Origin of the sequence: Aliirhizobium wenxiniae, from assembly GCF_019511445.1 — a bacterium.
In the GTDB taxonomy this organism is placed as follows: Bacteria; Pseudomonadota; Alphaproteobacteria; order Rhizobiales; family Rhizobiaceae; genus Neorhizobium; species Neorhizobium wenxiniae_A.
Map to the genome: position 1 here is coordinate 1 of NZ_JAEUAN010000019.1, position 16,849 is coordinate 16,849.

20 protein-coding genes are annotated in these 16,849 nt (G+C 59.5%); 6 read left to right on the plus strand and 14 right to left on the minus strand.

Annotated elements, in window-relative coordinates; translation table 11 throughout:
* Positions 1-123: 123 nt before the first annotated feature.
* Complete coding sequence (locus tag JNB91_RS21195; RefSeq protein ID WP_223218304.1) at positions 124-534, minus strand: MarR family winged helix-turn-helix transcriptional regulator; 411 nt, start codon at positions 532-534, stop codon at positions 124-126.
* 97 nt (positions 535-631) lie between these two features.
* On the opposite strand from JNB91_RS21195, the gene JNB91_RS21200 reads away from it, so the two are divergent.
* The gene (locus tag JNB91_RS21200; protein WP_220327474.1) at positions 632-1,249 is read left to right on the plus strand and encodes a hypothetical protein; all 618 of its coding nucleotides are present in this window, start codon (positions 632-634) and stop codon (positions 1,247-1,249) included.
* 6 nt (positions 1,250-1,255) lie between these two features.
* Here JNB91_RS21200 and JNB91_RS21205 read toward each other — a convergent pair whose 3' ends face one another.
* From JNB91_RS21205 to JNB91_RS21220, 4 genes are all read right to left on the minus strand, one after another.
* Positions 1,256-1,615, minus strand: coding sequence for a nuclear transport factor 2 family protein (locus JNB91_RS21205; RefSeq protein WP_206824942.1), 360 nt, complete (start codon positions 1,613-1,615; stop codon positions 1,256-1,258).
* Positions 1,616-1,682: 67 nt separating this feature from the next.
* Positions 1,683-2,678 carry an aldo/keto reductase gene (locus JNB91_RS21210; protein ID WP_220327475.1) on the minus strand — a complete coding sequence of 332 codons (996 nt, stop codon included), beginning with the start codon at positions 2,676-2,678 and terminating at the stop codon, positions 1,683-1,685.
* Between the two features lie 60 nt (positions 2,679-2,738).
* Entirely contained in the window at positions 2,739-3,698 is a 960-nt protein-coding gene (locus JNB91_RS21215; RefSeq protein ID WP_220327476.1) for an aldo/keto reductase, read from the minus strand.
* 119 nt (positions 3,699-3,817) lie between these two features.
* Positions 3,818-4,762: an aldo/keto reductase gene (locus JNB91_RS21220; RefSeq protein ID WP_220327477.1), complete on the minus strand. Its 945-nt coding sequence runs from the start codon at positions 4,760-4,762 to the stop codon at positions 3,818-3,820.
* Between the two features lie 191 nt (positions 4,763-4,953).
* Here JNB91_RS21220 and JNB91_RS21225 point away from each other — a divergent pair, with 191 nt between their 5' ends.
* On the plus strand, positions 4,954-5,940 hold the full coding sequence (locus tag JNB91_RS21225) for a Gfo/Idh/MocA family protein (RefSeq protein WP_220327478.1): 987 nt from the start codon (positions 4,954-4,956) through the stop codon (positions 5,938-5,940).
* Here the strand turns inward: JNB91_RS21225 and JNB91_RS21230 are convergent.
* Together JNB91_RS21230 and JNB91_RS21235 are read right to left on the minus strand one after the other, a co-directional pair.
* The gene (locus JNB91_RS21230; RefSeq protein WP_220327479.1) at positions 5,937-6,320 is read right to left on the minus strand and encodes a GtrA family protein; all 384 of its coding nucleotides are present in this window, start codon (positions 6,318-6,320) and stop codon (positions 5,937-5,939) included. The genes JNB91_RS21225 and JNB91_RS21230 overlap by 4 nt on opposite strands.
* On the minus strand, positions 6,317-7,375 hold the full coding sequence (locus JNB91_RS21235; RefSeq protein ID WP_220327480.1) for a glycosyltransferase: 1,059 nt from the start codon (positions 7,373-7,375) through the stop codon (positions 6,317-6,319). The genes JNB91_RS21230 and JNB91_RS21235 overlap by 4 nt, the downstream gene beginning before the upstream one ends.
* A gap of 124 nt (positions 7,376-7,499) precedes the next feature.
* Between JNB91_RS21235 and JNB91_RS21240 the strand changes: the two genes are divergently transcribed.
* Complete coding sequence (locus tag JNB91_RS21240; protein ID WP_223218305.1) at positions 7,500-9,350, plus strand: hypothetical protein; 1,851 nt, start codon at positions 7,500-7,502, stop codon at positions 9,348-9,350.
* 1 nt (position 9,351) lies between these two features.
* On the opposite strand, the gene JNB91_RS21245 is transcribed toward JNB91_RS21240, so the two are convergent.
* Both JNB91_RS21245 and JNB91_RS21250 read right to left on the minus strand, forming a co-directional pair.
* Positions 9,352-9,576, minus strand: a complete 225-nt coding sequence (locus tag JNB91_RS21245; protein WP_220327481.1) for a hypothetical protein — start codon at positions 9,574-9,576, stop codon at positions 9,352-9,354.
* A 213-nt stretch (positions 9,577-9,789) separates the two neighbouring features.
* Positions 9,790-10,053: a spike base protein, RCAP_Rcc01079 family gene (locus tag JNB91_RS21250; RefSeq protein ID WP_220327482.1), complete on the minus strand. Its 264-nt coding sequence runs from the start codon at positions 10,051-10,053 to the stop codon at positions 9,790-9,792.
* A 157-nt stretch (positions 10,054-10,210) separates the two neighbouring features.
* Here JNB91_RS21250 and xseA point away from each other — a divergent pair, with 157 nt between their 5' ends.
* A complete protein-coding gene (gene xseA, locus JNB91_RS21255) occupies positions 10,211-11,842 on the plus strand; it encodes an exodeoxyribonuclease VII large subunit (RefSeq protein ID WP_220327483.1) in 1,632 nt (543 codons plus the stop codon).
* Positions 11,843-11,884: 42 nt separating this feature from the next.
* On the opposite strand, the gene JNB91_RS21260 is transcribed toward xseA, so the two are convergent.
* From JNB91_RS21260 to JNB91_RS21275, 4 genes are all read right to left on the minus strand, one after another.
* On the minus strand, positions 11,885-12,640 hold the full coding sequence (locus tag JNB91_RS21260; protein WP_220327484.1) for a ParA family protein: 756 nt from the start codon (positions 12,638-12,640) through the stop codon (positions 11,885-11,887).
* A gap of 182 nt (positions 12,641-12,822) precedes the next feature.
* Positions 12,823-14,076: an aminopeptidase gene (locus JNB91_RS21265; protein WP_220327485.1), complete on the minus strand. Its 1,254-nt coding sequence runs from the start codon at positions 14,074-14,076 to the stop codon at positions 12,823-12,825.
* A 79-nt stretch (positions 14,077-14,155) separates the two neighbouring features.
* Positions 14,156-14,629, minus strand: a complete 474-nt coding sequence (ybaK, locus tag JNB91_RS21270) for a Cys-tRNA(Pro) deacylase (protein ID WP_220327486.1) — start codon at positions 14,627-14,629, stop codon at positions 14,156-14,158.
* Positions 14,630-14,631: 2 nt separating this feature from the next.
* Entirely contained in the window at positions 14,632-14,985 is a 354-nt protein-coding gene (locus tag JNB91_RS21275; RefSeq protein ID WP_220327487.1) for an ArsC family reductase, read from the minus strand.
* Between the two features lie 204 nt (positions 14,986-15,189).
* Between JNB91_RS21275 and JNB91_RS21280 the strand changes: the two genes are divergently transcribed.
* Positions 15,190-15,354, plus strand: coding sequence for a hypothetical protein (locus JNB91_RS21280; protein ID WP_220327488.1), 165 nt, complete (start codon positions 15,190-15,192; stop codon positions 15,352-15,354).
* Positions 15,355-15,408: 54 nt separating this feature from the next.
* Here the strand turns inward: JNB91_RS21280 and JNB91_RS21285 are convergent, their stop codons facing one another.
* On the minus strand, positions 15,409-16,197 hold the full coding sequence (locus tag JNB91_RS21285; protein ID WP_220327489.1) for a 2'-5' RNA ligase family protein: 789 nt from the start codon (positions 16,195-16,197) through the stop codon (positions 15,409-15,411).
* A gap of 87 nt (positions 16,198-16,284) precedes the next feature.
* Here JNB91_RS21285 and JNB91_RS21290 point away from each other — a divergent pair, with 87 nt between their 5' ends.
* Entirely contained in the window at positions 16,285-16,842 is a 558-nt protein-coding gene (locus JNB91_RS21290) for a methylated-DNA--[protein]-cysteine S-methyltransferase (RefSeq protein ID WP_220327490.1), read from the plus strand.
* Positions 16,843-16,849 lie beyond the last annotated feature (7 nt).

Genomic DNA, 16,849 nt, shown 5'->3' on the forward strand with positions numbered 1-16,849 from the left:
CCAGCCTCGTGCTCCCTCAGAATGCCAATGATCTGTTCGTCCGTGAAACGTGTGCGCTTCATTCTCTGGTCCTTTCGATGGGCCAGAGCTTACTTCAAAATGGATTATTTCAACGGGGCAAGGTCACGCCTGCTGGACGAACCCGGCAAACACGCCATTCCCGAGTTCGCCCTTCAAACGCTCAGTCACCCTGGCGCTGGCGGCGTTCAGGTCGTCCTTCAATTCCATGGCGCTGGCGGTCGGGTGGATCTCCGATTCCCGGCCGTCCTGCTTGGTCGAACGCCGCTCCAGCAGGCCGCGTGCCATGAGTCCGTCGACAGCGCGGGTGGCGGTTGCCCGGGCTATCTTCAATGTGTCAGCCAGTTCGCTATGCAGCATTCCCGGTTTTTCCAGCACGGCCCGCAGCGTGAACGCCTGCGACGGCGTCAGGTTGTAGGGCTTGAACGCGTCCGACCAGACACGTTCCAGCTGGCGGGCAAGCGCGGTGGTGTTGAAGTAGAGGCAATGGTCGAACATGAAGCGAGCGTAGCACATATAATTGCATATGCAATTAGCTTGTTGTGAGTTAAATCGGGTGGAATGCTGCGGCCTATCTGGATAGCCTGCAAAGGGATGGGCGAGGGGATGGGATATGCGCAAGCCGAATTCGATGAAAGGTCTGGAAGACATCGGCCGTGCGCGGCTGTCGAAGAATTTCTTCTTCCGCGATTTCCTCCATTCGGAAATCGCCGATTTCTACCGTATTCCCAATATCCCCGACGATCCCGACTTGGCGATAGAAGCCGGAAGCCGTCTTTGCGAGGAGCTTCTGGAGCCACTGCAGGCGACATTCGGCCGGCTGCATATCCGCTCCGGTTATCGGTCACGCGCGGTCAACGAGTTTGGCAATCTGAACAAGCTGAATTGCTCGACCAATGCCGCGACCGCGGCCGACCATATCTGGGACATGCGTGATGCCGATGACTGCATGGGCGCGACGGCCTGTGTGGTGGTGCCGTGGCTGATCGATACCTATGATCGCCAAGAGGACTGGCAGCGGCTCGCCTGGTGGATCCACGACCACCTGCCTTATGCCTCGCTCTGCTTCTTTCCGAAATTATGGGCGTTCAACATCCAGTGGCATGAGCGACCGGCAAGGCGGATTTCAAGTTATGTCGCGCCGCGCGGCGTGTTGACCAAACCCGGCATGGCCAATCACGACGGCAGCCATGCCGAATGGTATGCGGGATTTCCACATCTGCAGCGTTGAGGCCGCCTAGGAATGCAGGTGATAGAGCTTGTTGACGATCACCCAGCGGCCCTCGACCTTGAGGAGGGACAGATAGTCCGAAAACCGCATTCCGGCGAATTCGTCGACCACCTTGACGGTTGCGGCATCGCCGGTCACGTCGATCGCCTCGATCTGGATCAGCGGCTGTGAACCGGCAACCGTCGGGCCTTCCGATGCCACGGCATCGATGAACTCGTTGAGGGACATCCACTCGACCTTGCCCTGGTAATTGCCGATGATCGAGGCATTCGGATGAAAGGCTTTTCTGAGTGCGCCCGCATGGGCAAGCGCCATGCCGTCCACATAAAGGTGCACGACGGATTCGACTGATTGTTCTTCCGACATCGCTGAAATCCTCCCGCCCGCGACTATAGCAAAGCCGCAAGCGGGAGCAATGTTGCGTTGTGAGACGTCAGCGCTTCGGCGTCCATGCCGCACCCGCGCCATAGCGCGCGCCTGCGATCTTTTCGGGTGACAGCATCTCGTCGAGCTTGGTCACCTCTTCGGCGCTCAGCGTCACGTCGGCCGCAGCTGCATTCTGCTCCATGTTGGGGATTTTGCGCGCACCCGGGATCGGTACGATGAAATCGCCCTTGGAGAGAACCCAGGCCAGCGCCAGCTGGGCAGCGGTCACGCCCTTCTGCGCTGCCATCTCTTCCACCAGTTTCACCAGCGCCAGATTGGCCGCCATGTTGTCTGCCTCGAAACGCGGCAGCTTGGCGCGCAAATCACCCTCGCCAAAATCGGCCGTGCTCTGGATCTTGCCGGTAAGAAAGCCGCGGCCGAGCGGGCTGAACGGCACGAAACCGATGCCAAGCTCGCGGCAGGTGTCGAGGATGTCGCCTTCCGGATCACGGGTCCAGAGCGAATATTCGCTCTGCAATGCGGAGATCGGATGCACGGCATGCGCCCGGCGAATGATCTCGGCGCTTGCCTCAGAAAGGCCAAGCGCCTTCACCTTGCCTTCCTTCACCAGATCCGCCATCGCGCCGACCGTATCTTCGATCGGAACGTCCGGATCGACGCGGTGCTGGTAGAAAAGATCGATGACATCGACGCCGAGGCGTTTGAGCGAGGCTTCCGCCACCTCGCGCACATGTTCCGGCCGGCTGTCGAGGCCGGACATGGCGGCGGAATCGCTCTTTGTGGGATCGATCTTGAAGCCGAACTTGGTGGCGATGACGACCTGATCCCGATAGGGCTTCAACGCCTTGCCGACCAGTTCCTCGTTGACGAAGGGACCGTAGACTTCGGCGGTGTCGAAGAAGGTCACGCCGATTTCGACGGCGCGCTGCAGCGTCCTGATCGACGTCGCCTCGTCCTGCCCGCCATAGGCGTGGCTCATGCCCATGCAGCCGAGGCCGATGGCCGAAACGGTAAGGTCTTTTCCCAGTCTGCGCGTCTGCATGAAAGTCTCCGATCCTGGATAAGGCAGGCGGGCCGGTTGCATGGCCCGCCTGTTATGGGGTCAGGCGCTGGCGTCGTTGAGCAGCGCCATCTGATTGCTGGTCAGTGTGAGATTACCCGCTGCAATCAGCGTGTCGAGCTGGCGGGCGCTGGTGGCGCTGGCGATCGGTGCCGTCACGCCGGGCCGCTGGGCAATCCATGCAAGCGCCACCGATGCCGGTTGCGAATGGGTTTCTGCGGCCACTTCATCCAGTGCTGCGAGGATACGTGTGCCGCGCTCGTCGAAATAGCGCGCCACCATGCCGCCACGGTTCGGGTTTGCCTCGGCCTCGGCCTTGCTCTTGTATTTGCCGGTAAGGAAGCCGGACGCCAGGCTGAAATAGGTAATCACGCCGATATCCTGCGCGTTGCAGAGGTCGGCCAGCGGCCCCTCGAAGCCTGAGCGATCATAGAGATTATATTCCGGCTCCAGCACGTCATAACGCGGCAGGCCTGCCTTTTCCGCAGCCTCGAACGAGGCCTTGAGCTGCTCGGCGTTGAAATTGGAGCAGCCGATGGCGCGGATCTTGCCCTGTTGCTTCAGCTTGGCGAAGGCGGCGAGCGTCTCTTCATGCGGTGTCTGCGGGTCCGGCCAGTGCGAGAGGTAGAGGTCGATATAGTCGGTCTGCAGGCGATTCAGCGAGCTTTCGACCGCATCGATGATACGTGCACCGGCCAGGCCCTTTTCCATGGCGCTGCCCTGCGGTGTCGATCCGACCTTGGTGATGATCACGGCCTTGTCACGTGCGCGGCCGGATTGCTTCAGCCATTTGCCGATGATCGTCTCGGATTCGCCACCGGCATTGCCGGGAACCCAGCCGGAATAGCAATCGGCGGTATCGATCGTGTCGAAACCGGCGTCGAAGAACTTGTCGAGAAGGTCGAAGGAGGTTTTCTCGTCTGCCGTCCATCCGAAGACGTTACCGCCGAAAACGACGGGCGAAATGGAAAGGCCTGTCCGGCCAAGTACGCGCAGATCCATGATAATCTCCAATATTTATTGCAGGATTTGAGAACCGGCGAGCGCCGGTTCTCTTGATCTAGGGACGCGATGTGACCTTCGCACTGCGTAGATGGTCACGATGCCGTTAGCCGTGCTCCTCAGGCGGCGTCGTTGAGCAGCTTCATCTGCGCGTCGGTCAATGTCAGCTTGCCGGCCGCGATGATCGCGTCGAGTTGCCTGAGGCTGGTGGCGCTGGCGATCGGTGCGGTAATGCCCGGGCGTGCCGCGACCCATGCGATGGCGATCGTCGCCAGGCTTTCGCCGGTCTCGACTGCGACCTGATCGAGTGCTGCCAGAACTTTTGCACCCTTGTCGTTCAGGTAGTCCGGAATGCGATAGCCGCGGGCGCTGCCCGTTGCATCTTCCGGCTTGCGATACTTGCCGCTGAGAAAGCCGGCGGCAAGAGCGTAATAGCTGATCACGCCGATGTCCTCGGCGATGCAGAGGTCGGCAAGCTCACCCTCGAATTTTTCGCGAGTGTAGAGATTATATTCCGGCTGCAACACGTCGTAGCGCGGCAGGCCATCTTTGGCGGCGGCGTCGAGCGAGGCCTTCAGCTGTTCGGCGCTGTAATTGGAGCAGCCGATGGCGCGGATCTTGCCCTGTTGCTTCAGCTTCGCATAGGCACTGAGCGTCTCTTCATGCGGCGTGTCGTCATCCGGGAAATGCGAGAGATAAAGGTCGATATAGTCGGTTTGCAGGCGCTTCAGCGAGTTATCGACGGCCTCGACGATCCAGCTTGCCTTGAGCTTTCGGTCATCCATCGAGGGATGGCCGACCTTGGTGACGACGATCGCCTTGTCGCGGGAAACCTTGCCGCGCTTCAGCCATTGGCCGATCACCGTCTCGCTTTCGCCGCCGGAATGACCATCGACCCATTTCGAATAGACATCCGCCGTATCGATCGTGTTGAAGCCGGCTTCGAAGAATTTATCGAGCAGGTCGAACGAGGTTTTCTCGTCGGCGGTCCAGCCAAACACGTTGCCGCCGAACACGACAGGGGAAATGGAAAGACCGGTCCGGCCGAGTTTGCGCAACTCCATGGGATATCTCCAGATGTTTTTGATTTTGAAGTCGTCTGTGGTGGGAGAGAGAAGGTTAGTCCCGCAAACGGGATGGCCGCAATCCATTATTTTGCGCCTCGGGTTCATTTTTCAAGAAAGCCAAAAGTGCGCATTGAACCTCTCCCGCGGCCACCCTAAGCTGGCGAAAACATGTGCAGAGGGAGAGTGTCATGCTGCGTTTCGGGATTTTGTCGACGGCCAAGATTGCAAGGGATGTCGTCATGCCGGCGATACAGGACGCCGAAAACGCCGTGATCACAGCGGTCGCCAGCCGCGATGTGACGAAGGCAAGGGCGCTGGCCGATCGTTTCGGCGTGCCGCATGCCTTCGGCTCCTACGAAGAAATGCTCGCTTCCGACGTGATCGATGCCGTCTACATTCCGCTGCCGACCAGCCAGCATGTCGAATGGTCGATCAAGGCCGCCAATGCCGGCAAGCATGTTCTGGTCGAAAAACCGCTGGCGCTGAAGGCGCAGGAATTGGATGCCCTGATCGAAGCGCGCGACCGCAACAAGGTGGTCGTGTCGGAAGCCTTCATGGTCACCTATGCGCCGGTCTGGCACAAGGTGCGGGAACTGTTGAAGGATGGCGCGATTGGTGAGCTGAAACATGTCCAGGGCGCCTTCAGCTATTTCAATCGTGACGCCGGCAATATGCGCAACATCCCCGAACTCGGCGGCGGTGCCCTGCCGGATATTGGCGTTTATCCAACCATTGTCACCCGTTTCGCCACGGGTGAAGAGCCCAGGCGTGTACAGGCCGTCGTGCGCCGTGACCCGGATTTCGGCACCGACATCTATTCAAGCGTCAAGGCGGATTTCGGCGGTTTTGAACTGAGCTTCTACATCGCCACCCAGATGGCGAACCGGCAGGTCATGGTCTTCCATGGGACGGAAGGGTTCATCGAGGTGAAGTCCCCGTTCAATGCGGATCGTTATGGTGCGGAAGAGATCGAACTGAACAACCAGAAGCACAATCTCTCGCAGGTCTTCCGTTTCCCCGACAGCCGGCAGTATCGGCGCCAGACCGAAACCTTTGCCAAAGCCGTCGCGGGCGAGCCTTCCGAGATCGTCACGCTGGAAAGCTCGGTAAACAACCAGCGCTTCATCGACGCGATCTATCGCGCCGGCGAACACGACGGCTGGGAGCCGGTCTAACCCTGGTTTTTATGGCGAAAGACGAACCGGGAATAACCGAAAAAGCTGTAGACCGTCGCAGCCGCGGACGCGAAAACGATCGCGACCGCCGGCTGGATCGGCGCGCGGGCGATCAGCGCGGAATAGATCGCGTAATTGATCAGCGCTGACGTGATGCCGACAGTCCAGTAGCGAATTCCCTCCACCGCAAGCGAGTGGGGGGAAGGCTCGAAGGTGCGGTTGCGGTTGACGAACCAGGTGAAGCTCATCGCGGCCATGATCGCCGGTATGCGCGACAGGAACGGCCCGATCGGCGTGTAGGTCAACAGCAGGTGGTTGACGCCGACATCGATCAGGAAGCCGATGCCGCCGGCAAACAGGAACCAGGCAATCCGCTTCATGCCGCGCTCTTGCCTCTCCGTCGAGCAGAAGGCGCGATGGAAGTTTCAGCGGTCGCGGATAATGGTGCCCGGTGCTGAAGCGGCAGGTTCATATAATGAATGCGTAGCTGTTCTGCCCGTGCCCGTGAAACGGAATCGAGGATCAGGCCCGCCGTAAACATCAGGAACGACAGCACCATCAGCACCAGCGAAAAAACCCAGGTCGGCATGCGATCGACAAGGCCGGTCTGAAAGTAGGAAATCAATACGGGTGTCATGAATATCAGGCTGGTCGCCATGAAGGCGCAGCTGATCGCACCGAAGAAAGCAAATGGACGCGTTTCCTTCATCAGCATGGCGAACATCCAGAGGATCTTTCCGCCGTCGCGATAGGTCGAGAGCTTGGAATGCGAGCCTTCCGGACGCCGGCCGTAATCGAGCTCGATCTCCATCACCGGCAATTTCAGCCGCGACGCGTGAACCGACATTTCCGTCTCGATCTCGAAGCCGCCGGAAACGGCCGGGAAGCTTTTGACGAACCGGCGCGAAAAGGCGCGGTAGCCGGAGAAGATATCGGTGAAGTCGCGGCCGAAAATGGCGCGGTAGAGAATGTTGAACACCCGGTTTCCGGCAGCATGGCCCTGACGCCCCGCATCCGCATGCACGCCACGGCGGGTGCCGACGACCATGTCGGCGCGTTCGGTGAGCAGTATGCGGAGCAGCTCCTCGGCATCCTTGGGCGAATAGGTGCCGTCGCCATCCGCCATGATGTAGAGGTCGGCCTCGATATCGGCAAACATGCGGCGTACCACATGGCCCTTGCCCTGGCGGCGCTCGCGCATCACCTCGGCTCCGGCCAGCATCGCTTTCAGCGCCGTGCCATCGGTGGAATTATTGTCATAGACATAGACGCGCGCAGTCGGCAGCGCCTCGCGAAAACTATGCACGACATCGCCGATCGTCGATGCTTCGTTATAACAGGGGATCAGCACCGCAATCGACAGATCGCCGGCGATGGAGCCCGCCAAAGTGCCGGGATGTGCGCCGGCATGATTGCCGGCAGAAGTATCGGTCATGATTTTCACTCTATACGCGGAAAATCCAGTGCAGATACGTCTGCCCTGTCCGCTTTACTATTTCTTGGGAAGGTTAAGTTTAGGTTGCGGGACTTCCCTGAAGCGCTCAAAACAAGTGTGAATGATGAACACGACGACGGATGAGATGTCCCGGCAGGATGCCGCGCCTGTTGAAAGTTCCACACTGTCCCGGCTGTTCCCCGCTGCAGCGCTTTACTGGCTGGTGACGGCCGCAGTCATCGCACTCATCTCCTTGCCAAAAGCAAAAGACCTAATCGGTCCCGACAATGACGATGTCATGCGCCTCGTCGAGATCCGTGACTGGTTCGGCGGCCAAGGCTGGTTTGACCTGATGCAGTATCGGCTCGGTCTCTCCGGCGGCACCTTGATGCACTGGTCCCGCTTCATCGACGCTCCGATCGGGGGGCTTATCAAGCTGTTTTCCTTCTTTATGCCGATGGAAATGGCCGAAGGCGTGGCCGCGAGCGTCTGGCCGCTTCTGCTGGTCGGCCCGCTTCTCTTGGCATTCGGGTTTGCAGGCAGACGGATGGGCGGAGAGGTCGATGGGCCGCGGGTGATGCATATCGCGCTCGGCCTCGGTGCGCTCTTCGCCTTCACCTGCATGAAGTTTCGCCCCGGCGCGCTCGATCACCACAATGTTCAGCTCGTTCTGGCCATCGGGATCGCGGCACTTCTGGCCGATCGTCGTGGAAGCGCGCTCGGCCACGCCGCAGGAGGCATTGCCACGGCCCTGGCGATTGCCATAGGCGCGGAAACAGTACCTCTCGTTGCCGTCGTTTGCCTTTGCGTCGGCGCTCGCTGGGTTTGGCAGGGCGCAGCCTTCGCCGCGGGTGCGCGCGCATTCGGCGTGTCGCTGGCGTTCGCGATTACGGTAGCCTTCTTTGCCACGGTTCCGCCGAGCGCTTACGCGGCCGTGACCTGTGACAGCCTTTCGCTCGGTTTCTATTCGCTCTCCGCGCTGGGCGGGGCAGGGTTGTTCGGCCTTGCCTGCCTTCCTGCACGGATTGCAATCGTTGGGAGGCTCGCAGCCTCTGTAATCCTCGGCGCGATCCTTGGGGTCGCTGTCCTGCTCATTGCGCCGCAATGCCTCGGCAGTCCGCTCGCCAATCTCGATCCGATGCTTGTCGAACTCTGGCTCAATAATGTGATCGAAGCGCAATCGATCTTCGGGCAGGCGCAGCAGTCTCCGGAAACCGTTGCGGGCTTTTATACAGTCGGGCTGTTTGCCATCCTGGTCTGTGTCTTCCGCATCTGGCGCGGCGATGAGCGGGGCCTGCATCTGCTTTTTCTGGTTCTGATTGCCGCCAGCTGGGCCGTGTCTCTGATCCAGGTCAGAGGCAGCCTTTTCGCCAATCTCCTCAGCATTCCTCCTCTCGCGCTTCTGATAGCTGATCTCCAGAAGCTGGCCCGTGAAAACCAGAAAAGCCTTGTTATCAATCTTGGATTTGTCGTCGCCACGCTTGCAAGCGTCCCAGCGGTCTGGGGGGGGGGCGGTGTCATCTGGAAAAAGGGACCGGCCTCCGCCAGCGCGGACGTAATGTCGATGGGCGATACGCAGGCCGCCGACGAATGCGGCGCGGCGGAAGACATGGCGGCGCTACGCAGCCTTCCACCAGGAACGATTGCCGCTCCGTCAAATCGCGGCGCCGGCATATTGCGGTTTACCCAGCATAGGGTTCTGTCTGCCCCGTATCACCGCAATCAGGGCGGCATGCTGGCCGAGCTTCATATCGGCATGGCAAAGCCTGAAGAGGCTCTTCCTCTTCTAAAGCGGGCGGGTGTGACGGTGGTTGCATTCTGCAAAAGCGATCCGCAGACCGAAAATTTGATCCAGATGCACAGTGACGGTCTCTATGCGTCATTGGCGCGAGGCACGGTTCCGGCCTATCTGTCGCCCGTCCAATCTGGTGGAAAATTTCAGCTCTTCCTCGTTAACCAAGGTGATCCGAAATAAATCAGGCGTGTCGCAGGGACTGGATGAGCGCGCCCGCAACGACAAGGTTGATAAGGCCGAAGTTGAAGCCGAGTATAGCCACGAGTAATCCTAACAGGCTCGTGGCGCCAAACAGGGCCGCAACAAAAAAGACAACAGGAATAAGCAGTGCTGCCGCAACTATCGATGCGAGACTGCGTGTCATGCCGGCCAAAAGGCCAATGGTTGCTGCCGTAAGGAATAACACGGCGGATCTCCTTCCTGTGTGTCGGAGATCGTATATCTTATGACCCTCTAAAAAATGCTTTCACATCATGCCTAACGATGGGTCAGTTTTTTTGGTACGATTTTCCGATCAATGTTAAGACTTAGGTCCCTTGTTTTTAGACCTAAGTCCTCTCCTCCATATTGACGCAACGCAAAAGCGCTGGTCGGGTTCCATTATTGGGCCAGCCGCATATTAGAACAATGCGACGATTGCGCTCGGCCTCGTGCCTGACGAGAGGGCCTGGTTTATGCTGAGTGGCAGGAAGCTGCCGGGAGGCACGCCGATGAAGGTCAGGTCATCGCCGGAAAGCATCCGGATTGCGAGTGTGCCGCAACTGCCGACATAAAGCGCATGACTGGGCACCGAGAGATTGGCGATATCGTTCGCAGCGACGGCGATCCCCGCGGATGCGGAGCTTGAAAGAGAAGACCGGGTATTTGCAAAGGGATCGGTCATGACAGGTTCTCCAGGTTGATTTTCCTTGGGTTGCCTCACAGCTCAAGGATGCGGGAGGGCGCGCGACGAAAAGGGAACTCCGCCTCTCTTAGTCTCGTCCACATCAATCCGCATGCTGGCGGGTGAAATCCTTCTGCCGATCAGCTAGAACGGTGAAATGAGCAGCACGTTTGCACCCGACGCACAAAGCAATCTGACGGAATTTTCGGTGTCGGAGCTTTCCGGCTCGATCAAGCGAACCGTCGAGAATGCTTTCGATCATGTGCGCGTGAGGGGCGAGATTTCAGGCTATCGTGGCCCGCATTCGTCCGGCCATGCCTATTTCAGCCTCAAGGACGACAGGTCGCGCATCGACGCCGTGGTCTGGAAGGGGACGTTTTCCCGCCTGAAATTCCGCCCTGAAGAGGGGATGGAAGTGATCGCGACCGGCAAGGTCACGACTTTCCCCGGCTCGTCCAAATACCAGATCGTCATCGAAAATCTGGAACCGGCGGGTGCCGGAGCACTGATGGCGCTGCTCGAAGAGCGCCGCCGCAAGCTGGCGGCCGAAGGGCTTTTCGACAAGGAACGCAAGCGGCCCTTGCCCTATCTGCCGCGTGTCATCGGCGTCGTGACCTCTCCGACAGGTGCGGTCATTCGCGATATCCTGCATCGCATCACCGACCGTTTTCCGGTCCATGTCGTCGTTTGGCCGGTCAAGGTTCAGGGTGAGGGGTCGGGCGAGGAGGTCGCAGCCGCCATCCGTGGCTTCAACGCTGTGGGACCGGATGACCCGATGCCGCGGCCTGATATCCTGATCGTCGCCCGTGGCGGCGGCAGCCTTGAGGATCTCTGGAGCTTCAACGACGAGATCGTCGTGAGAGCCGCAGCGGAAAGCGCCATCCCGCTGATTTCCGCCGTTGGCCACGAGACCGACTGGACGCTGATCGATCATGCCGCCGACGTTCGCGCGCCGACGCCAACGGGTGCTGCCGAAATGGCGGTGCCGGTGAAAGCCGATCTCGATGCGCAACTGGCGAACCTTGCGGCCCGTCTGCGCGGCAGCGCCTCGCGACAGATGGACCACCGCAGGCAGTCCTTGCGGGCTCTTGTGCGGGCGCTCCCCTCGATCGATCAGTTGCTGGCGCTCCCTCGCCGCCGGTTCGACGAGGCGGCGGCAGGCCTTGGTCGTTCGCTGGAACGCACCACGATTGCCAAGCGCCGGACATTCGAACGTGCCTCCGCCGGCCTGCGGCTCGATCTTTTGACCAATCGCCTGGCACTGCAACGACAGGCCTTGGCCGATCGCCTCCTGCGGGCCGATCGTTGTGTGGAACGTCAGATCTTGAGCGAGAAAGGGCGGATAGCGCGCATCGACGCATCGCTGAAATCGCTGCCTGCGCGCTTGGCGAGCCATCTTCAGCGCGAGCAACAGCATGTCGCCGTCCTGATGCGCCAGGCCGACAGCGCGCTTGCTCACACCTTGTCCCGCAGCCGCTCGGTGCTGGCGGGGCAGGACCGTGTTCTGCAGTCTTTGTCCTACAAGAACGTCTTGAAACGCGGCTATGCCGTGGTGCGGGATGGCTCGGACCGCGCCTTGACGCGTGCCGCCAATATTGCCGAAGGCAGCGCGATGTCGATCGAGTTCGCCGATGGTCGCGTCCTGGCGGTTGCCGGTGAAGCGTCGGGTTCGGCCGATCCCGGCCAAGCTGATCAAGGAAAGGCGGCTGCGGCGGCAGTTGCGTCGAAGCGGAAGGCGCCGAAGCCGGATGTCGCATCCGGGCCGCCGAAGCAGGGCAGTCTCTTCTGAGGTGATTGGCTGGAAGGGTGCGTTCCAGCCGTTTAGATGGGATCAGGCGGCCTTCTTGGCAGCCGCTGTCTTGCGGGGTGTTTCTGCCTTTGCCTTGGCAGTCGTTGTCGATTTGGCAGTTTTCGGAACTTTCACGGGGACGGGAGCAAGCCGTGCGATCTCATCGACCAGCAGGCGTGCATTGTCCTGAGCCTTGGCAAGATTGCTGACGGCTTCCGGATCAAGCGCATCGATCAGGGTACCGGCGTCGAACATGTCGCGATAGGCGGCGCGTTCGATCAGTGGTGTGGCGAGCACATGCACGCCCTGTTGCGCCAGCATGCCCTTCACCGCGAGCAGTGCCCGTGTGGTGATGATGGAGCTGACACGGGTAAGCGCCACCGAATGCGCGATATGGATGTCGCATTCGCTTTTCAGCTTCTTCAGGATATCGAGCACCTGTGCGCCTCCCGCCGCATCCAGCGCGCAGCCCTGAACCGGCACGAAGACGTGGTCGGAAAGGCCAAGCCCCTTGGCAAGCAGCGGCGTGACGCCGCCAGGCAGGTCCACCACCACATAGTCGTTGCGTTTCTTCAGGTCCTTGATCGTCTTCTCGATATTGTCGGCATCGATATCGGCGATGATCGAGAATTTCGGCATTTTTGCCATCCGCGTCATCCAGCGGGAAACCCACTGCTGCGGATCGGCGTCGAGCATGGCGACGCGAAAGCCCCGCTTTGCCAGCTCCCCGGCCGTGACAAGAGCCATCGTGGTCTTGCCTGCGCCGCCTTTCGTATTCGCAAATGTAATCACTGGCATTCACAACCCTCCGGTTCACATGAACACCACGGAGGAAAGCCATTCTTCTTGGCCTATTCTTGTCTGCTTCCGTCGTGATGATTTGCGAATGCTTTACGAACAAGCTTGCGCCGCGCTGGTGAAAGCAACGCGGCGTAGAAAATAAGTATATCAACGGATATGCAATATAGGCTTGATTGGCCTCAGGCCCACTCGCCCTTGCGCATCACCGGCACCTTGGAACCATCCGGCTTGATGCCATCGATATCCACCTTGTCGGAGCCGATCATCCAGTCGATATGGATCAACGAGGAATTGCCGCCCTGCGCCTTGATCTGTTCGGGTGAAAGCGACGCGCCGTCGATGAAGCATTTCGAATAGCATTGGCCAAGCGCGATATGGCAGGAGGCATTTTCATCGAACAGCGTGTTGTAGAACAGGATGCCGCTTGCCGAGATCGGTGAGGAATGCGGCACCAGCGCCACTTCGCCCAGCCGCCGCGCGCCCTCATCCGTATCCAGTACCTTGTTCAGCACCTCTTCGCCCTTGGAGGCTTTTGCCTCGACGATCCGGCCGCCTTCGAAACGGACCTGGATATTGTCGATCAGCGTGCCCTGATGCGACAGCGGCTTGGTGCTCGACACATGGCCTTCCACCTTCAGCGCATGCGGCGTGGTGAACACTTCCTCGGTCGGGATGTTCGGGTTGCAGATGATGCCGTTCTTCGCCTTCGAAGCGCCGCCATGCCATTCATGGCCATCGGCCAGGCCGACCGTGAGATCCGTGCCCGGGCCGGTGAAATGCAGAGCGGAAAAACGTTCGCCGTTCAGCCAGGTCGAACGCGTCTTGAGATTTGCATTATGCTCCGCCCAGGCGGCAATCGGATCGGCGGCATCGACGCGCGAGGCGGAAAAGATCGCCTCTGCCAGCTTGGCGACCGCCGCATCCTCCGGAAGATCAGGAAAAACCTGCCTGGCCCATGAAGGGTTCGGATAGGAGACGATGTTCCAGTTGATGTCGAAATTGGCGATCTTTTCCAGCGCCGGCTTGTAGGCCATCGAGTTCGCCTTGTTGGCGCGTGCCACCTTGGCCGGATCCTGACCGGAAAGCAGCATCGGATTGTCGCCGGCGATCGCCAGGCGTGCAGCGCCGTTCTCGTAAGCCTTGGCCATGCCCTCGTAGAGCCAGCCGGATGCCTTGTCGAAACTGGCGTCGGGCGCATGCTGATAGCGCGCCAGCGTCGTTTCCTCGTCGGAATAGAAAGCCGAAACAATGCCGGCGCCTGCCATATAGGCATGCTTTGTGATGAACCGCACCAGCGGCAGCGCCGCGACCGGCGCGGTGATCACGAGGTCCTGCCCCTTCTCAAGCCCGAGCCCCACCTTCACCGCGACTTCCGCGAGCTTCTCCAGCTTGTTCGGGTCGATAGCGGTCTGGAAGTTTGGGACAATGGTCATGGCTTGGCCTCTCGATTTTTCGTGTGAGGCTAGACTTAGTAAGCTTTGGGGCAAAAATGAAGTCTTGAACGCATGGACCTCAGGCAATCAGCGCAGCGGCAATCGCCTTCAATGCATTTTGGGCATCACCTGGCACAAGGCGTATCTGCAATCCGCGCTGGCCGCCGTTGATGAAGATATAGGGCTCGTCGAGCGCACTGATCTCGATCGCCGTCGGCACCAGCTTTTTCTGGCCGAGCGGGCTGATGCCGCCGACATGATAACCCGTCATCCGTTCCGCATCGGCCGGCTTCATCATATGGGCGGATTTTCCGCCAAAGGCCGAAGCGAGCTTCTTCATCGACACTTCATGATCGGATGGCACGACGACGCAGACGGGCTTGCCATCCAGTTCCGCCATCAGGGTTTTCAGCACGCGCTTCGGCTCCTCGCCGATCGCCTCCGCTGCCTGCAGCCCGATCCGGTCCGCATTGGGATCATAGTCATAGGAGACGGTCGTATAAGCGATCTTCATGCGATCGAGGGTCTGCGTCGCGCGTGTGGTTTTCGACATGGTCAGGCTTTCCGCAAGGCGTCTTCATAAATCTCGGGCTTGAAGCCGATCAACAGCTTGCCATCCGCTTCGAGAACCGGCCGCTTGATCATCGAAGGCTGTGCCAGCATCAGCTCGATCGCCTTGTCCTTGTCGATGTTCAGGCGCTCGGCCTCGTCGAGTTTCCTGAATGTCGTGCCCGAGCGGTTGAGAACCGTTTCCCATCCCGCTTGATCGACCCATGCTTGCAAATGGGCGCGATCGATGCCCGAGGCCTTGTAGTCATGGAATGCATAGCTCACACCCTGTTGGTCCAGCCATGTCCGAGCCTTCTTCATCGTGTCGCAGTTCTTGATGCCGTAGATGGTGGTCGCCATTTCGCCGTCCCTTGTCGTGCCGGCTCGCTTCGCGTGAGCCATTCTGGTCGACGAAGCGATAGCAAGAGCATATCCGGGAATGCAAGCCAATGAGGCAGATCAAATAGTGGCATGCCAAGTCTGCATGGCTGACCTGTGCGCGTATGCGTTGTGTAAGCGATGTCTTGAGCGCATATATTAGGGGACAGAAAAGGAGTTGATGTCATGTCCGCCCAGAACAAAAACCGTGGTAGCCGTTTTAGCCGCGCCTTCGCAATTTTCGGCGCTGCAGTTTCTGCTTCGGCCGCCGTTGAAAACCATCGTCGCCCGAAGAACAGCGATCTGACCATCCTCGGTATCGACCCGAAGGCTTTCGATCGCATCGGCTGATCGCTTAAAACCTACCGCGTTTCCCGCAGGCCGTCATCTCAGTGGCGGCCTTTATCATGAGTGCGGTGTCTCGCAGGTTCCGCGTCCGAACTCGGTCGGAAGACATAATTGGGCTGGCAGTCTCATAAAGGGCGGGGCCTCGGCATCGAAATGCCACCGCCCGAATTCCTCATGCCGCCCTTCGCCATTGTGGCTGTAGATCAGCGCGAATTCATCCGCCAGCCAGACATATGGTTCTTTCAAGCCCATAATTTCCCTGCGCCCGTAACCATAGATGATGGTGACATGGGGCGACAGCGACCTCAGCGTCTGTCTCGGCAGATTGTGCCGGGTCAGTGCGCCATGAAGCATCCGCACGAAAGCCTGAATGCTGGAATTCTTGGCTCTGCTGGTCAGCGCCAGATGTTGCCCATTTCCGTAGAGAGCGCAGCCATCCAGAATAATTTCGAAAGGCCGCGCCTTGACCGATCTGACTGCAGTCTCGATCCTTGGGACGAGATGATAGGGTGGCTCGTCGAACTCATCCATCAGCAGCAGGCTCACATGCAGCAATTCGGCTAGATGAGGACTGCGATTGGTGCGGCCAAGCGCATGTCGGCAGGCCTCATCATATATCTCCTGACTCAGACAAAACGGCGGCTTGATGACGAAGAACAGTTCGCTTCGCCGCGGGAGCTTGGAGTGTGGAAACCGGAACGGTTTCTCCTCGATGCCGTGTCTCGCCAACGGCAGCAATGGCTGATGATCCCGCAACTCTGCACCTCCCATTTTTACGAACCTGGGGCATGCGGAGAAGCCAGTATAGCGAAATTCAATTGACAATAAAGAACAAAAAGTGAACAATTGCTGCGATCAGCGCAAAAAACGGGTTGCTTGCCCGTCCGCAAAATACGAATCTGGCAGCGGGATGAACTGAACGGAGATGGGCCAATGGCCGAACATCGGTATACGGTTTTCGAAACCGCAGGCGGCTTCTGTGCCATTGCCTGGAACGATGCCGGCATCACCCGTTTTCAACTGCCGACCGGGAGCGAAGCTTCGACCGAAAATCTGCTCCTGCGCCGTATAGTGCAGGGGAATAAGTCTTCGCCGCCTGCCGAGATCCAGAGCACGATCACGCTGGTAAAACGTTATTTCGCCGGCGAACGCATCGATTTCTCCGATATCCGTCTCGATCTTGCCGGTCAGGATGATGTCTTCAGAAACATCTATGCCGCTGCCCGCCGCATCGGCTGGGGCCACACGACCACCTATGGCACGATCGCCAGGGAACTGGGTCTGGGGCCGGAAGCGGCCCGCGATGTCGGTCAGGCTATGGCGAAAAATCCGGTGGCGCTGATCATTCCGTGCCATCGGGTCTTGGCCGCCGGCGGCAAGATCGGCGGCTTTTCCGCACCCGGCGGATCAGGCTCGAAACAGCGCATGCTCGAGCTTGAAGGCGTGCGGCTGGCGCCGCCCGAACCGGCGCAGCAATCGCTGGGCTTTTGATCGCTGT

What these genes read in the sequence shown, in the direction of transcription:
- JNB91_RS21260 (WP_220327484.1), bottom strand. Translation starts at nt 12,640, where the DNA reads ATGCCAGTGATTACATTTGCGAATACGAAAGGCGGCGCAGGCAAGACC.
- JNB91_RS21205 (WP_206824942.1), bottom strand. Translation starts at nt 1,615, where the DNA reads ATGTCGGAAGAACAATCAGTCGAATCCGTCGTGCACCTTTATGTGGAC.
- xseA (WP_220327483.1), top strand. Translation starts at nt 10,211, where the DNA reads ATGAGCAGCACGTTTGCACCCGACGCACAAAGCAATCTGACGGAATTT.
- JNB91_RS21200 (WP_220327474.1), top strand. Translation starts at nt 632, where the DNA reads ATGCGCAAGCCGAATTCGATGAAAGGTCTGGAAGACATCGGCCGTGCG.
- JNB91_RS21210 (WP_220327475.1), bottom strand. Translation starts at nt 2,678, where the DNA reads ATGCAGACGCGCAGACTGGGAAAAGACCTTACCGTTTCGGCCATCGGC.
- JNB91_RS21265 (WP_220327485.1), bottom strand. Translation starts at nt 14,076, where the DNA reads ATGACCATTGTCCCAAACTTCCAGACCGCTATCGACCCGAACAAGCTG.
- JNB91_RS21225 (WP_220327478.1), top strand. Translation starts at nt 4,954, where the DNA reads ATGCTGCGTTTCGGGATTTTGTCGACGGCCAAGATTGCAAGGGATGTC.
- JNB91_RS21235 (WP_220327480.1), bottom strand. Translation starts at nt 7,375, where the DNA reads ATGACCGATACTTCTGCCGGCAATCATGCCGGCGCACATCCCGGCACT.
- JNB91_RS21250 (WP_220327482.1), bottom strand. Translation starts at nt 10,053, where the DNA reads ATGACCGATCCCTTTGCAAATACCCGGTCTTCTCTTTCAAGCTCCGCA.
- JNB91_RS21240 (WP_223218305.1), top strand. Translation starts at nt 7,500, where the DNA reads ATGAACACGACGACGGATGAGATGTCCCGGCAGGATGCCGCGCCTGTT.
- JNB91_RS21275 (WP_220327487.1), bottom strand. Translation starts at nt 14,985, where the DNA reads ATGGCGACCACCATCTACGGCATCAAGAACTGCGACACGATGAAGAAG.
- JNB91_RS21230 (WP_220327479.1), bottom strand. Translation starts at nt 6,320, where the DNA reads ATGAAGCGGATTGCCTGGTTCCTGTTTGCCGGCGGCATCGGCTTCCTG.
- JNB91_RS21215 (WP_220327476.1), bottom strand. Translation starts at nt 3,698, where the DNA reads ATGGATCTGCGCGTACTTGGCCGGACAGGCCTTTCCATTTCGCCCGTC.
- JNB91_RS21280 (WP_220327488.1), top strand. Translation starts at nt 15,190, where the DNA reads ATGTCCGCCCAGAACAAAAACCGTGGTAGCCGTTTTAGCCGCGCCTTC.
- ybaK (WP_220327486.1), bottom strand. Translation starts at nt 14,629, where the DNA reads ATGTCGAAAACCACACGCGCGACGCAGACCCTCGATCGCATGAAGATC.
- JNB91_RS21220 (WP_220327477.1), bottom strand. Translation starts at nt 4,762, where the DNA reads ATGGAGTTGCGCAAACTCGGCCGGACCGGTCTTTCCATTTCCCCTGTC.
- JNB91_RS21195 (WP_223218304.1), bottom strand. Translation starts at nt 534, where the DNA reads ATGTGCTACGCTCGCTTCATGTTCGACCATTGCCTCTACTTCAACACC.
- JNB91_RS21290 (WP_220327490.1), top strand. Translation starts at nt 16,285, where the DNA reads ATGGCCGAACATCGGTATACGGTTTTCGAAACCGCAGGCGGCTTCTGT.